This window comes from Actinoplanes regularis (assembly GCF_900188005.1).
Classification (GTDB): Bacteria; Actinomycetota; Actinomycetes; order Mycobacteriales; family Micromonosporaceae; genus Actinoplanes; species Actinoplanes regularis.
In genome coordinates this window covers 421,077-435,794 of the sequence record NZ_FZNR01000003.1, presented here as the reverse complement: position 1 = coordinate 435,794, position 14,718 = coordinate 421,077, and the positions used below count along the sequence as shown (strand labels likewise).

The 14,718-nt window shown below is 68.2% G+C and carries 14 protein-coding genes; 5 read left to right on the top strand and 9 right to left on the bottom strand.

All coding sequences use genetic code 11. The features are described from left to right. Positions 1–50: 50 nt before the first annotated feature. The 4 genes from CHC09_RS11605 to CHC09_RS11590 form a co-directional block, all read right to left on the bottom strand. Positions 51–1,289: a M48 family metalloprotease gene (locus CHC09_RS11605; RefSeq protein ID WP_179277041.1), complete on the bottom strand. Its 1,239-nt coding sequence runs from the start codon at positions 1,287–1,289 to the stop codon at positions 51–53. Between the two features lie 83 nt (positions 1,290–1,372). Next, positions 1,373–2,608, bottom strand: coding sequence for a threonine ammonia-lyase (gene ilvA / locus CHC09_RS11600; protein ID WP_089293026.1), 1,236 nt, complete (start codon positions 2,606–2,608; stop codon positions 1,373–1,375). A gap of 92 nt (positions 2,609–2,700) precedes the next feature. After that, the gene (locus tag CHC09_RS11595) at positions 2,701–4,059 is read right to left on the bottom strand and encodes an amidase (RefSeq protein WP_089293025.1); all 1,359 of its coding nucleotides are present in this window, start codon (positions 4,057–4,059) and stop codon (positions 2,701–2,703) included. A gap of 41 nt (positions 4,060–4,100) precedes the next feature. Then, the gene (locus CHC09_RS11590) at positions 4,101–5,252 is read right to left on the bottom strand and encodes a cystathionine gamma-synthase (protein WP_089293024.1); all 1,152 of its coding nucleotides are present in this window, start codon (positions 5,250–5,252) and stop codon (positions 4,101–4,103) included. A 24-nt stretch (positions 5,253–5,276) separates the two neighbouring features. Here CHC09_RS11590 and CHC09_RS11585 point away from each other — a divergent pair, with 24 nt between their 5' ends. Both CHC09_RS11585 and msrA read left to right on the top strand, forming a co-directional pair. Further along, positions 5,277–5,723 (top strand): HIT family protein, encoded by a 447-nt coding sequence (locus tag CHC09_RS11585; protein WP_089293023.1) that lies wholly within the window; start codon positions 5,277–5,279, stop codon positions 5,721–5,723. A 2-nt stretch (positions 5,724–5,725) separates the two neighbouring features. Continuing rightward, on the top strand, positions 5,726–6,388 hold the full coding sequence (msrA, locus tag CHC09_RS11580) for a peptide-methionine (S)-S-oxide reductase MsrA (RefSeq protein WP_089293204.1): 663 nt from the start codon (positions 5,726–5,728) through the stop codon (positions 6,386–6,388). A gap of 401 nt (positions 6,389–6,789) precedes the next feature. Here the strand turns inward: msrA and CHC09_RS11575 are convergent, their stop codons facing one another. The 5 genes from CHC09_RS11575 to CHC09_RS11555 form a co-directional block, all read right to left on the bottom strand. Next, complete coding sequence (locus CHC09_RS11575; protein ID WP_089293022.1) at positions 6,790–7,143, bottom strand: hypothetical protein; 354 nt, start codon at positions 7,141–7,143, stop codon at positions 6,790–6,792. Between the two features lie 276 nt (positions 7,144–7,419). Beyond that, on the bottom strand, positions 7,420–7,743 hold the full coding sequence (locus CHC09_RS11570) for a hypothetical protein (RefSeq protein ID WP_089293021.1): 324 nt from the start codon (positions 7,741–7,743) through the stop codon (positions 7,420–7,422). Continuing rightward, positions 7,733–8,578 carry a hypothetical protein gene (locus tag CHC09_RS11565; protein ID WP_089293020.1) on the bottom strand — a complete coding sequence of 282 codons (846 nt, stop codon included), beginning with the start codon at positions 8,576–8,578 and terminating at the stop codon, positions 7,733–7,735. Before CHC09_RS11565 ends, CHC09_RS11570 begins: the two co-directional genes overlap by 11 nt. 898 nt (positions 8,579–9,476) lie before the next feature. Further along, positions 9,477–10,034, bottom strand: coding sequence for a GNAT family N-acetyltransferase (locus CHC09_RS11560; RefSeq protein WP_089293203.1), 558 nt, complete (start codon positions 10,032–10,034; stop codon positions 9,477–9,479). A gap of 34 nt (positions 10,035–10,068) precedes the next feature. Then, positions 10,069–11,307: a helix-turn-helix domain-containing protein gene (locus CHC09_RS11555; protein ID WP_089293019.1), complete on the bottom strand. Its 1,239-nt coding sequence runs from the start codon at positions 11,305–11,307 to the stop codon at positions 10,069–10,071. Positions 11,308–12,387: 1,080 nt separating this feature from the next. On the opposite strand from CHC09_RS11555, the gene CHC09_RS11545 reads away from it, so the two are divergent. From CHC09_RS11545 to CHC09_RS11540, 3 genes are all read left to right on the top strand, one after another. Next, complete coding sequence (locus CHC09_RS11545; RefSeq protein WP_089293017.1) at positions 12,388–13,515, top strand: radical SAM protein; 1,128 nt, start codon at positions 12,388–12,390, stop codon at positions 13,513–13,515. Continuing rightward, the gene (locus tag CHC09_RS46225; RefSeq protein ID WP_179277040.1) at positions 13,512–13,682 is read left to right on the top strand and encodes a hypothetical protein; all 171 of its coding nucleotides are present in this window, start codon (positions 13,512–13,514) and stop codon (positions 13,680–13,682) included. Before CHC09_RS11545 ends, CHC09_RS46225 begins: the two co-directional genes overlap by 4 nt. A gap of 82 nt (positions 13,683–13,764) precedes the next feature. Beyond that, a complete protein-coding gene (locus tag CHC09_RS11540; protein WP_089293016.1) occupies positions 13,765–14,574 on the top strand; it encodes a protein kinase family protein in 810 nt (269 codons plus the stop codon). The last annotated feature ends 144 nt before the right edge of the window (positions 14,575–14,718 follow it).

The following is a 14,718-nucleotide window of genomic DNA, read 5'->3' as shown; positions in this document are numbered from 1 at the left end:
GCCGCCCTCGAAGGCCGAACCTCACCGAGCCGTCTTCGAGGGCGGAGCCCTCACCAGGCCGCGACGGCGAGCTCGCGGCGCGCTCGCTCGTAGTGCGCCGCGAGCTCTTCGTCTATCCGAGCCTGTTCCGGCTCGATGCTCACCACGGCGGCCGGCTGCGCCGCTCGGGCCTCGATCAGGTCGGCCCGCATCCCGAGGGGCGGATGCGTGGCGAAGAGAGACGCTTCGGTACGCCGGCTCAGCTGCCGGTACGCCGTCATGTCAGCGGCCAGGTTGGCCCGCGCGTCGTGCGCCGCCGTCCGCCAGGCGGCCGCACCGTTGCCGGCCCTGGCCTCCCGGCGCACCACGGTGTCGATCGCGTCGTTGAGCAGGAACTGGTCGAGCAGCCGGATCATCGCGGCGCTGCCGGCCGCCCGCGCGGCCAGCTCGTCGGCCAGATATTCGGCCCGCTGCGAGTCCCGGAGGCTGATCCACAGCAGCATCAGGTGCAGGAGCAGGAAGATCCGGGCGACGAGCCGGGACAGGATCGACACCACCCACTCGGCGATGAGGCTCAAGAGCGGCCCGGAGCTACCCCCGCTGCCCGCCGGGCGCAGCAGCTGTGACACCTGCCCGAGCGTGGTCTCCGCCGCCTGAGTGACCAGGCCTCGCCGAATGTCGCCGTTCACGAAACGCCCGAGTTGATGCCCGAGCAGCGCGATCCGCTCCTGCGGGTCCAGCACGCTCCAGAGCGGGGCGCCGAGGCAGATCACCCGGCGCCGGCCCAGCCCGACCGTGGCGGTGAACGCGTTGCGCTCGGCGGACAGCAGGATCACGTCCGGCATCGGCGCGCCGACCGCCCCGGCCACCCGCTCGACGACCGTGAACAGGGTCGGCGCGGTGGCCCGGTCGAGCGGCGTGGCGTGGTCGGTGAGGCGGGACAGCCGGCCCAGCCGCGGCCGGAGGAACACCGCGATCACGATCAGTAGCGCACCGATCAGGTTGACCAGGTTGAAGAAGTCGTAGGTGAGCAGCCAGACCCCGGTCACCAGCAGCGTGCCGACCGCGCCGAGCAGCAGCGCGGAGACGGCCACCGTGGCGATCCGAGCCGCGGACGGCGCCCGATCGGCCAACGGCTTGCCCTTCAGCTCGGCGAACTGCCGCCGGGTCAGCCAGTACGCGGTCCGGAACAGTCGCCGGTCCACCCACCGCCAACCCAGCTCCGGCCCCCGGCTCTCCGGATCGAACAGGTCCAGGTTCCACTCACACGCCGGGCACCACGGTACGGCTGAGCGCTTGCTGATCGTCACCGCCGCACACTTCGGGCAGCTCTCCGCGTTAGACACGGCTGGTGATCATCCACGGCCCATCGGGACTGCGGCAAGCCGGTTCCTCAGGGGGTGGCGTCGGAGAGCAGGGCGACCCGGTAACCGGCCTCACGCAGGGCGCTGATCAGAGCGGACGAGTGGGCCGGGCCCCGGGTCTCCACCGAGAGCGCCACCTCCACCTCGCCGAAGCCCAGCCGCGGGCTCTGCCGGGAGTGCACCACGTCGACGATGTTGGCCCGCTGCTCGGCGATCTCGGCCAGCATCCGGGCCAGCTGGCCCGGGCGGTCGGTGCAGCGCACCGCCAGGCGCAGGTACCGGCCGGCCGAGGCGAGACCGTGTTCGATCACCTTCAGCAGCAACATCGGGTCGATGTTGCCGCCGGACAGGATCGCCACCACCGGGCCGCCGTCGTGCGGCGGCTTGTACGCCCCGGTGAGCAGGGCGGCCACCCCGGCGGCGCCGGCCGGCTCGACCACCATCTTGTGCCGCTCCAGCAGGATCAGCAGCGCCGCCGACAGATCGTCGTCGGTGACCGTGACGACCTCGTCGACCAGCTTGGAGACGTGCGCGAAGGTGAGGTCGCCGGGCCGCAGCACCGCGATGCCGTCGGCGATCGTCTGGCACGACTCCAGCTTCTGCGGCACCCCGGCGGCCAGCGAGGGTGGGAACGCGGCCGCTCCGCTCGCCTGTACCCCGACGATCCGGATGTCGGGGCGCAACGCCTTGGCCGCCACGGCGAGGCCGGAGACCAGCCCGCCGCCACCGACCGCGGTGACGATCGTGCCCGCCTCCGGGCACTGCTCGAGGATCTCCAGCGCGAGCGTGCCCTGCCCGGCGATGACATCCGGGTGGTCGAACGGGTGGATCACCACCGCCCCGGTCCGGCGGGCGAAGTCGTTCGCCGCCTCCAGCGCGTCGTCGACGCTGCTGCCGGCGTACTCGACGGTCGCGCCGTACCCCTTGGTCGCGGCGACCTTGGGCAGCGGCGCGCCCTCCGGCATGAAGACGGTGGCTTTGATGCCCAGCAGACCGGCGGCGAGCGCCACCCCCTGGGCGTGGTTGCCCGCACTGGCCGCGACCACCCCACGGGCCCGGTCGGACTCGGGGAGACGGGAGATCCGGGTGTACGCCCCGCGCACCTTGTACGACCCGGCACGCTGCTGGTTCTCACACTTGAGCCAGACCGGCACCCCGGTGATCTCGGTGAGCGGCCGGGAGGTCACCAGCGGCGTGGTCTTCACGACCTCGCCGAGCAGTTCCCGAGCCGATTCCACGTCCGCCAGGGAGAGCAGGTCCGTCATGAGAACTCATCGTGCCACCCGTCCCCTGACCGGTTCCGAGCTGGTCACCAGGCGTGTCCCAACACACCCCGGAACAGGCCGGAGACCGGCCGTCACACCAGGGCGTGCCGCTGCCAGGGGTTCTGCAGCTCGAACTGCCCGGCCACGGAGAGCAGCAGCAGCTCCGAGTCGGGCGGGCCGACCAGCTGCACGGCGAGCGGCAGGCCGTCCGGCCGGAAGCCGACCGGCACCACGATGGCCGGCAGCCCGGCGAAGTTCCACGGCGCCTGGTAGGGCGCGTACCGGGCGTTGGCCTGCATGTTCTGGTACCAGGAGAGGGAGGAGAAGGAGAGCGCCGACGGCGGCGCGGTGGCCAGCGCCGGGGTCAGCAACAGGTCGACGCCGCGATCCGCGAAGAACCGGATCGACCGCTCCCGCCAGGCGGCGCGCTGTGCCTGGCGGACCAGCCCGGCCCGCAGCACGGCCCGGCCCAGCCGGATGTGCCGCTGGGTGCGCGGCTGCAGGTCGCGCACGTCAAGACCTTGCGAGTTCTGGTACGCCCCGGCGAACCAGGTCGCCAGCACGCCCAGCGCCACCCCGGTGGGGTAGCGGGGATCCGCGGAGACCGTGTCGTGCCCCGCGTCGACCAGCAGCTTCGAGGCGGTGGCGACCGCCGAGACGTTCGCCTCGTCCGGTTTGACGCCGGCCACCGGCGACCGCAGCGACACCCCGACCCGCAGCTTGCCCGGCTCGACCAGCTTCACCGGCGCCTGGCCGGCCAGCACGCTGAAACCGAGCGCGGCGTCCGCCACCGTGGTGGTCAGCACGCCGTTCTCGACCAGGCCGAACCAGTCCTTGTCGCCGAAGTCGACCGGCACCACACCACGGCCCGGCTTGAGCCCGACCAGCCCACAGCAGGCGGCCGGGATCCGGATCGAGCCCAGCCCGTCGTTGCCCTGTGCGATCGGGACCAGCCCGGCCGCCACCGCGGCGGCCGAGCCGCCGGACGACCCACCGGGCGTACGGCTGAGGTCCCAGGGGTTCCGGGTCGGCCCGTTCTCGTCGTCGGTGACCGCCCAGAGGCCCATCTCCGGCATCTTCGTGACGCCGACCACCACCGCGCCCGCCCCGCGCAGCCGCCGGACCACCTCGTGGTCCTCCTCGGCCACCTCACGGGTGCGAGCCGCCGCCGAGCCGTGCCAGGAGGGCAGGCCGGCGACCGCGGTGTTCTCCTTGACCGCCACCGGCACGCCGGCCAGCGGAAGGTTCGCCAGGTCCTCCTGCTCGTCGACCTTCTCCGCCTCGGTGATCGCCTCACCGCCCCGGACCACCCGGAAGGCGCCCAGCTCGGGGTCGGAGATGGCGATCTGTTCCAGATGGTCGGCCACGACCTGGGTGGCGTTGGTGTCCCCGCGCCGCACCGCCCGGGCGATCTGCTTAGCGGTGGCGCCAACCCAGGTCGTGCTCTCCATCGAGAAATCTCCCGCGTTCTCCGGTGCTGTGGGCAAAGACCCTAGCCGAGCGCCTGCTCCAGATCAGCGAGCAGATCGTCAACGGTTTCGATGCCGACAGACAGTCGCACGAGATCGGCGGGAACTTCAAGCGCTGAGCCCGCAGCCGACAGATGTGTCATCTGCCCCGGGTGCTCGATCAGCGACTCGACTCCGCCCAGCGACTCGGCGAGCACGAACAGCTTCGTCCGGTTGCAGATCTCGATCGCCTGCTCGGGACCGCCGGCCGCGCGGAACGAGACCATCCCGCCGAAGCGGCTCATCTGCTTGGCCGCGGTCTCGTGACCCGGGTGGGTGTCCAGGCCCGGGTAGAGGACGCTGGCGACCTTCTCGTGCTCGCTGAGGTAGCCGACGATCCGCTCGGCGTTGTCGCAGTGCCGGTCCATCCGTACGCCCAGAGTCTTGATCCCGCGCAGGGTCAGCCACGCGTCGAACGGCCCGTTCACCGCGCCCATCGCGTTCTGGTGGAACGCCAGCTCGTCGCCGAACCCGGCGTCCGCCACGACCAGACCGCCACCGACCACGTCGGAGTGCCCGCCCAGGTACTTGGTGGTGGAGTGGATCACCACGTCGGCGCCGAGGGTGAGCGGCTGCTGCAGGTACGGCGAGGCGAACGTGTTGTCCACCGCGAGCAGCGCGTCGTACTCGTGGGCCAGGCCCGCCAGCGTGGCGATGTCGGCGATGTTGAGCAGCGGGTTGGTCGGCGTCTCGGCCCAGATCAGCCGGGTGTGCCCGGGGCGGAACGCGGCGCGCACCGCGTCCAGGTCGTCCAGCGGCGCCGCGGTCCAGTCCAGCCCCCAGCGCTCGGCGACCTTGGAGAAGAGCCGGTAGGTGCCGCCGTACGCGTCGTTCGGGATGACCACGTGGTCGCCGGGCCGGCAGACCGTACGCAGCAGGGTGTCCTCGGCCGCGAGGCCGCTGGCGAAGGCGAGCCCGCGCCGGCCCCCCTCGATCGCCGCGAGGCACTCCTGCAGCGCGTCCCGGGTCGGGTTGCCGGACCGGCTGTACTCGTAGCCGAGCCGTGGCGCGCCGACCGCGTCCTGCGCGTACGTGCTGGTCTGGTAGATGGGCGGAACCACCGCGCCGGTGCGGGGGTCCGGGTCCTGACCCGCGTGGATAGCGAGGGTGTCGAACCCGTAGTCATCGGTTGTCATGTAGCGCAAGGCTAGTCTCACGTTGTGGCCGACTGCGTGTTCTGTGCGATTGTGGCGAGAACCGTCCCGGCGTTCGTGGTGGCCGACGAGGAGGCCGGGATGGCGTTCCTCGACACCCGGCCGGTCTTCAAAGGGCACGTCCTGGTCGTCCCGCGCCCGCACATCGTCCAGTTCGCCGAGCTGCCGCCACCGCTGCTGCCCGGATATTTCCGGCTCGTTCAGCAGCTGAGCGAAGCGGTGCCCGCCGCCCTGAACGCGACCGGGACGTTCGTCGCGATGAACAACCTCGTCTCCCAGTCGGTGCCGCACCTGCACACCCACGTCGTACCCCGGACGAAGGGCGACGGCCTGCGCGGCTTCTTCTGGCCCCGCCGCAAGTACGCCGGCGACGAGGAGGCGGCGGAGATCGCCGGGAACATCGGTAAGGAATTCCGCCGTCGCGGCGTTACAGACAGCGGACGAAGGGAGTGACCGTGTTCCTGCGGCACAAGAAGCTTGACCTGCCCACCGCCGAGACCGCCCTGCCGGGCCGGTTGATCTCGATGCCGGTCGCCGACAGGCACGAGGTCCTCGGGACCCCGCTGGAGGGCCCGCTGCCGGACGGCTACGAGGCCGCCGTCTTCGGGATGGGCTGTTTCTGGGGCGTCGAGCGGATCTTCTGGCAACTGCCGGGCGTCCACTCCACCTCGGCCGGGTACGCGGGTGGCTTCACCGCCAATCCGACCTACGAAGAGGTGTGCTCGGGCGCCACCGGCCACAACGAGGTGGTCCGGGTGGTCTACGACCCCAGCAGGATCAGTTACGAGCAGCTGCTGAAGGCGTTCTGGGAGAACCACGACCCGACCCAGGGCATGCGTCAGGGCAACGACCTCGGCACCCAGTACCGCTCGGCGATCTACACCACCACCGAGGCGCAGGCCACGGCGGCGCGAGCGTCCCTGGCGGCGTTCCAGCCGGTGGTGACCAAGGCCGGGCTCGGTGAGATCACCACCGAGATCACCCCGCTGGGCAAGTACTACTTCGCCGAGGACTACCACCAGCAGTACCTGGCCCCGACCAAGAACCCCAGCGGATATTGTGGTATTGGTCCCAACGGGATGACATGCCCCGTCGGGGTCGCGAAGGTCGCCGAGTAGCCATCAGGCGACCTAAACGCCCTGGTCAGGCCGAAGACAAAAGGCCCCACTCCGGATACGTCCGAAGTGGGGCCTTGTCTATGGCGCGTGGTGCCTACGCCTGGCGTAGTCGGTGCCATTGAGGCGGGCTATGAGGTCCTGACGGGCGACAGACGGCATCGACCTGGCGGAGATGCCACGGGCGGCGTCATACCGGCGCGCTGCGGTCTTGAATGCGTTGAGCGCGGTCGGTGGGTGGCCGTCGGCGTTCTGGTCGGCGTACGACCAAGCGGCGGCCCAGAGCGTCTCTGCTGTCCATCCGTCGGCGGGCGGTGTCGCATGGTCGGTGGGCACGAAGTCTGGAAGGTCGCGGATGGGTACGGCGAATACGGACGCGGGCGGCCGTCCGGCGGTGCGGCGGCTCACGAGCGCCGCCAGCGAGCGCCGGCCAGCGCCGCGCCCGCGCGGCTCGCTGAGGTACTGCCGGGCACGATGCCAACGACCTTGAGGGCTTGTACGGCGGAGGCACGTGCCATGCGGGCCTCGCCAAGGAGCGGGTTAGCCACGGGCTGTCCTCGGTAGCCCTGGATGATCCAGGCGTCACCGATCGCGTCTTCGGCACGGTCGGCGAGACTGATCAATCGGCACGCCTGGACGAGGGCGGCGAAGGCTTCCGGGGTCATCTTGTCGCCGCGCTCGGAGACGACGTCCTCGAAGACGTCCAGGGCGTCGGGCGTGAGGTTGCCGGGCGGCTCGATCGGGGCGGAATAGGTCAAGGCAAGGGCCTTTCTGGTGACCGTAGGCGGGCACGGAGGCCGGTCACGCTTGGTTACGGTGTGCAGAGGAGCCATGCGCTTGTCGGGGCGGGTGCTATGCAGCTTCGGTGGGGAGACTGAGCCGGAGGGGCTCCTCCCCCAGGGCACGCAGAGTGACATCACGCGGCGTCGCGGCCTGCTCGGTGATAGTGCGGCGTGAGTTCGATCGAGCGCGGCGGTGATAGGCGAACGGCCCGACCGCGCGGAGGTGCGGCCGGACCGGTCAGCGATGCTTGGTCAGCGTGCGCGGAGACGTCGCACGATCGTGTCAGGGTCGAAGTTCTCCGGTGCTTGGTCTGGGACACCGTGGCCCGGCACCAGGGCGAGGCGGATGACTGGACCGTCCTCGGGGGTCGCCCGAGCGAGTGCGGCCTGATATCTCAGCTCGCGGGCTTGCCGGGTGATGTCGCCAGGCGTCTCCGCGTCGATGCGCGCGGCCTGCTCAGGCGTCAGGTCGAAGCGGCGCGCCGTGGAGTTCACGAAGTCTTCCCGCGTCGGCGCGGGCGGGCGGGGCGCGGTCGCCTTCGCGACGATCTCGCTCAGGCGCTCATCAGATACCACGGAAGGACGCTCCTCGTGCTCGTTCTTCGGTGGACGACCGCCGGGCGTTGAAGGCCGGATCGGCATGGTCCGGCCACGCGGCGGCAAAGTTCTCAGCGGCTACCGCCTCCACATACCCGCGCAGCGTGGACATGGCCTCGCCGAGGTGCTGTTCATGCTCTCGCGCGGCTCGCCTGCCGAACTGCTCAGCGGCGTAGAAGTGGGCACGCTCCAGCGCGTGACGCTGGCGGGCGCGCTCCGGCGACCAACCCGCGGCCTCGCCGATCTCGTCGGCGGTCTGGACCGTTCGCGATGCGAGGGCAAGTGCGCGTGCAGCGCGGAGAGTCTCGACCTGGGCGAGCGCCTCGGCGAGCACGCTGCGGACGTGAGCACTGCGCTCTCGCTGCTGCTCGGCGGCGTACGCGGTGATTGCTGCCGCCACCTTGCGGTACTCGGCTTCGACGGCGCGGGTCGCGCGCCGCTCGGCAACCATGGCCCGCTCGGCGAGACGGCTCATGAGATCCGTATGCGGCTCGTAGCTGCTCTCGACCGGACGGGCCGGGAGTTCGGCCGGCACAGCATCGCCCTGGGCGACTCGCACGGCGAGCGCCTGCTGATCGCGGTTCCACGCGGCGAGGTCGCGTCCGTAGGCGCTCTCGGCGTCCTCGTAGTCGAGTTGGGCATCCTCGCGCTTGTGTACCGCCGCCTCCCAGGCGGTGACCGCCTTGGCGAGGTCGGCGAACTCCGGGCGGTCGAGCGCGCTGTACGGGATGGGGCACTCGGGCTCGGCGGTGTGCGCGCCGTGCCCGCCGAGTCCGGCTCGGATTTCGCGAGCGGTCTTGGGGTCTACGTTCATCGATGCTGCTTCCTGTTGGGCGGTGAGGCGGCGGGGTGCTCAGGCAGCGTCCGAGTAGGCGTAGACCGGGGTCTCGCCCTGTACTCGGATGAGGCGGTACCCGCCGTGCATGGCGCTGACGTCTTGGCGGTTGACCGTGAGGGCCGGGCGGGGACCGCCATTCGGGCGGGCAGCCGGATAACGCCGCCGCTGGCGGCGATGGCGGAGCGCGGCGGGTGTGCGGCGCGGCATGGGCGGTGAGGCTCCTTGTCGTTGGGCGGGCAGGGGCGGTCCCGGGCGGCGTGGGCCACGGTGGTTTGGCGGGCGGTAGGGGGTGACCGGGCGGAGCCTTGGTACTGAGAGGCTTCCGGCTCCGCCCGGGAGCTGCTGCACATTGCGGCGCCCCGCCTCGACTCCCGCCCAGAGGGTCGAGGCGCGGCGGCGCGACCGGCCTGCCGAGGCGGCGGGACGGTCGTGTGTGGCGGTGGTGGTGGGCAGCGCGAGCGGTGCGCCCGAGTGGCAAGTGGGCCGGGAGCGCGGACGTGTGCACGCGGAGGGTGGCGGACTTACAGGGCTCGGCCGGTGTGACGGAGTGACGGAAGTTGCGTCACTCTCTATTGCTGCTATAGGACGACGACGACTCCTATAGCAGCAATACAGAGTGACGTTCGTTCCGTCACTTCGTCACAGACGCAAGCAGGCCGGGTCTCCCCGGCGCCCGACTGCGTAACCCTCTGACGATGGGCCGTCGGCCCCCTTGCCGCGCTCGCGCACGGCGCATCAGCGCCCGACGCCGTCGCCCGCTTCGTCCGGGCGGCTGCTTCCTGCTCTCGCTCGGCATACCGATCAGGCAGCCCGCCTACAAGCACTGATCACGATCAGGTGAAGGCGTTCGTCATGCTGCGGCTGCCAGCGTGCGTCATGACGCAATCGGCAGTGAAACGACCATTGCATCGTAAGTTGGGGAGTCGTCAAAAGGCTTCAGTTCGCCTAGCTTCTGCCATCCCCAAGACGCATATGCAGTCGTTGCGGGAGTGTTGTCCGGAAGAACCAAGAGGGTTGCCCGATCCTCTTTCCGATTCGCTAATAGCTCGTCATGCAGTCGACGCGCGAAGCCGCGACGGCGCCAAGATTCGCGCACCATTATTTCTGTCAACGCAAACGTTCGGTGTCCATCCTCGTGCAATTCGTCCTTGCTGACGTCGGACGACAGTCCTCGCCACCACCCACTTCCGGCGGGAAGCGTGTAGCCGAGCGCGTAGCCGATGGGGGTCCCGCCTGCCTCGCCGATCGATATTGCGAAACCCTGTCGGGATGCGTAGCCCTGGAGCCTTTCCCAGTACCGCGGTGTTGAGAAAAATGGGTCTCCAAGCCGCTCGCGATAGACCTCTTCATAGACGTCAAGCAACACCTTTCGGCGCTTCTCCAAATCTGGAGATTGCAGGGTCGAGACGTTCAGTTCTGCGGGTGAGGCCATGGTCACCTTTCTCGTCGAGCGGGATCTAAGCTATTTACTTCCTAGCGTGGTATCGATCCAAGAAATCTCTGACTGAGCCCTCGTGCGGAAACTCTGTCAAACGTGTCACAACGGTGGCGAGCTCGCTTTCAACCCTCCAGCTTGCGACCTGATTATCAAGATCGTCCAGGGCTGCAACGGCGGCCTCTGCTGCCCCGTCGGCGAGTTTCGAATCAAGTCGCGCGCGCGCCAATCTCACGCGATATAGCGCCCTGTTGCGGGCATAGTTGAGATCCAACCCCCGAATGGCGCGTTCTAGTAGGATTCCAGCCCGCTTTGGTTGCCTTAGCTCAACCAGACAAGTCCCTTCGACGCCATCCAGCTCTGCCGCGCTGAGGAAAGAGCACCACTCCTCGGCCGGCTTGTCGTGGTCTCTATCAAGAACCTTTCGTGCCGCCCCGATCGCCTTCTCGTGCCCTGTTTTGTCATTGCTAAGAGAGAGCGCCACAGAGCGCCGAAGGTGCGGGATTGCCGAAAGGAAAGCTTGCCCATGTGGCGCCGAGTCCGCGCGCACTGCGCCCTCAATGAAACGCATTGCCTCGCGCGGGCGACCAAGTACGTTACTTTGGAAGGCGAGATTCGATAGGGCGTGAACCTCAACCTCTGCATCACCAACTTGGCGGGCAAGGGCAAGCGCTTCCGTGTAGCACGACCGGGCAAGATCGTGTCGGCCAGCGTCGAACGCTAACCATCCTGCACACATTTCAACGCGGCTTGTTGCCTTAATTATCTGCTGCTCGACAACGTCACCATATAGCCCATTTTCGAGCATGTCATGGCCATCCTGGGCTGCGGCCTTAGCTGCGCGCCAAAGGGTCGCACCGCCGTGCTGGTAGTCAAGGCCATACAGCCATGCGGCGGCGTCTTGGAGTTCCCTGGCATCAGCAATGCCGATCTTGGCACTACGAGGTGTGTTCACAGGTCCCGTGCTGGCGATGGCGGTTGCCGTTACCCCCAACGCGAGAAGACTTCGTCGTCTCATGGGATCAAACGGTAGCGCTCGTCGCACACGTTCGGACCTTTCAAGGTGAGCAAGTGTTATTAGTTCGCCCTTGCTCTGTAGGGCCCGATCGAGTGCCTTGGCAACATCCAGGGTTGGAGCGCGACGCCCATTTTCGATCTTGCTTAAGTGGCCAGCGTCAAGCGGTGCGATGCGCGACAGCGCTCGAAGCGAGAGGCCACGTGCCTCTCGAATACGACGCAACGCATCCTTAAAGGATTCTCTTTCGGCCACGCTCCATCATCCTGATCGCACGGAGGGTGTTGTCAAGGCAAGGGTTGCCAACTGACAACACCTGGAGAGCCGGCCGAGTTCGCTCAAGACTGGCAACACGGCGTCACAAGATCCTCGCTCGCCGCACCTGCCATTGCGGCGGTGCGGCGAGTGGAGCATCAAACGATGCCCGGCCACGACACACCTCGTTCAGATTGTCCGCAACGCTGTCGGTGACCTCGTCACCGCTGCGTTCAACTCTCCGGCGTGGCCCTATCGGCTGGCAACCGTAGGAGGCGCAATGCAGCATCGCAAGAGGGCGCGTAGGTGGTGGCTCTTCAGCCATCCCCGCTGCACCTGCGGCTTGCCCTGGCCGTGCATCGAGGCATGGATGGAAGAGAGCCGACAGCATGAGGAGCGCCGCACTCAGACATCGGTCAGCGACCCTCCGCCGAGCGCTCCAGCTTGGAACGCGAACACAAAGCCGCTGTTCCAGGTCGGCCGCGCAGGTGCGTTGACCCCGGCCCAGGAGCGCCGTGCAAGAGGGGGCTCCTCGTGGTAGTTCCTCGAATGGACCACCAGGGCGAACGGCCCCGCTGGGACTGCAACGTGTGCGGCGAGGCCTGGCCGTGCAGCCCGGCGCGAGAGCACCTGGTCGGGGCGATGAACCCGACGGAGCTACGCACTCTGATGTGGGGGCTCCTTGAGAAAGCCGCCCGAGAGCTGCCTCCAGTCTCGGCGCCCGAGTTGTTCGAGCGGTTCCTCCACTGGACCCCGCAGATCAGGGAGGCGAGCCGATGAGCCGGGTCAGCGGAGCGTGCGACCCGGAGGACGATCCACCCACGTTCGCCGTCATTTCCCGACAGGACGGCCCCGATGGGCGACCGGGCGATTTGATCTGGATCGATACCGGGAGTGGTCCCGGCCGCGAGGTCTGGATCCCTGACCCGGAAACGCCTTCTAAAGGTCGCTAGACCTTGGAGCTAGATCCGGACGGCATGGGACCTCGTGCTTGACAGCGCGACGGCGGCGTAGGTCAGGGCCGCGCAAGCACGGAAGGCAAATCCGTAGAGCTTCCGCAAGGTCAGAGGGAGGCACCAGGTGTTCGAGGCAATCGTTAGCCCGCAAGAGGATAAGTTCGTCGCCGTCCGGCCCGGCTGCTCTGAAGCCCTACAACTGCCATCGCGCTTCTACGCTCTGCTCGGCGACGTAGCGGACCAGGGCGGCGATGTTCCCGATTGGTTCGCTGACGCCGCCGAGCAAGCATGGGCAGGCGTGGCCTTCAGATCCCGGCCCATCCGAGAGACGCTGTTGGTTCGGCCGCCGTCAACCCAGCCGGTCACGTACAGCCGCGCCTCGTGGGAGATCAACCTCGGCTGCAACTTCGCCTGCGAGCATTGCTACCTACCGGAGCGCCCCTTCGCCGGCATGTCCAGAGACGCCAAGCTGACCATGATCGACACGTTGCGCGATATGGGCGTGCTCTATTTCAAGATCACGGGCGGTGAGCCGCTCATCGACCCAGACTTCATCCCCGCCTACGAGCGCGCCTATGACGCCGGAATGATGATCGAGATCTTGACGAACGGCTCCCGGCTCGCTCGCCCTGAGCTGATCGACCTGTTCACAAACCGGCCGCCGCACAAGATCACCGTCTCGATCTACGGGGCAACCCCCGAGTCCACCGAGGCGCTCACCAGGAACAAGACCGCCTTCACCATGACTCTTCGTGGCCTCCAGGCCGCGAAGGCAGCCAGGTTGCCGATCGAGGTGACGATTCTTGTCACCAAGCACAACGAACACGAAGTGCAAGACATGAAGTCGCTCGCCGACGAGCTCAGCGATTCGCACCGCATCGTGGGCTCGCTTTCGCCGACCTGGCGAGGTGAGCGCGGTCCTCTCGACGCTCAGGCGGGTGCCTACATCGGCAAAACGGATGCCTTCGCGGGCTGCCCGGCCGGTCATACGTCGTTCGCCGTCGACCCCCACGGCATGGTCACCATGTGCCAGGTCGGGCGCGACAACCCCATCAACCTGCTGGTCGAAGGCCCAGCCGGCCTCCTGCGTCTGCCTGGAATCGCAGACGCCCAAATGCTTCGCACGGGTGGATGTACGGGCTGCAAGCTCTCGTCCACCTGCCGGGTATGCCGACCCATGGCGCGCGTGTACCAGGAAGCGAAGGCACCACTAGGTCATTACTGTCAGCACGGCATGAAGGAGAAGTCATGAGCCCCACCCCGGTTCAGATCATGTCCCGCCGTCCCGAGTCGGCGACCTCCACGGTCGTCTCGCAGGCCCCGTCGGCGGAGCCGGTCGGCATCGTCATCACCACCGTCGAGCAGATCTCCGTCGGCAACACCCGCGGGTGCGGCGACTCGAACCCGTACGGCGACTAGTTACCCCTTAGCCCCGGGCGGCCGGCGTGCCATGGCGCTGCCGTCCGGGGCAACCCGACCGGAGATCCCAGGAAGGCGATCCGTGCCAAGCGTCCGCATCCAGTACTTCGCTCTCCCGCACTCGGTTCGATCGCTGATCGAAGAGGTCACGGGTCCAGTACATGCCGCTCAACAGGTTGACGCGGGTAAGAACAGCCATCTTGCTATCCGGCTGGAGGCTGCGGGCGGCACCTACTTCGTGAAGGGCCTGCCGAGTGATCACCGATGGGTATTCACCCAGCAGCGCGAGGCCGATATCGCCCCCTACCTCGAAGATGTCGGTGCAGACCTAGCCGGCCACATCGTGTCGGGCGGATGGGACCTGCTCGTATTCACGGCTCTCCAGGGCCGACACGTCGACTACCGCCCCGGCTCCGCCGATCTGCCCCTCGTCGTAGGGCTTCTGCACGACATCGCGGCCATGAAGTGTCCGCCCGTTGATCTCCGCCGCGCGGAGGTCCGGTGGGCCGAGTACGTTGACCGGCCAGCAGCGGCAGAAGAACTCGCCGGATCGTCACTACTTCACACCGACTGGAACGACACCAACGTTCTGATCAGTGACCGCGCCCGACTCGTCGACTGGGGATGGGCCACTCGGGGCGCGGCCTGGCTGGACCCTGCGCTTTGGGTGATCTGGTTGATCGCGGCCGGACACACCCCGCCGGCAGCGGAGCAGTGGGCGGAGAAAGTCTCGACCTGGTCGAGCGGCTCACCAGAGGCGGTTACCCGGTTCGCGGCGGCCAATGCCCGATTTTGGCTGAGCGAAGGCGAGCGGACTCAGGACGCGTGGACCCTTCGCCTGGTCAAGGCATCTGAAAGCTGGGCCTCGCACCGCCGCAGCCTGGAGATCTAACCGAACAGGCGATCAAGTCGTGGCGCCGGCCTCGGGCTGTCTGCTTGCCGGCGGACGTCCCAGGGAACGTAGTCGGCGCCGCTCACCGCCCGGCTCGGCGGGCTCTTCCCCGTGGCGCCTGCCGGGCCGGGTGCGAACTCCGGC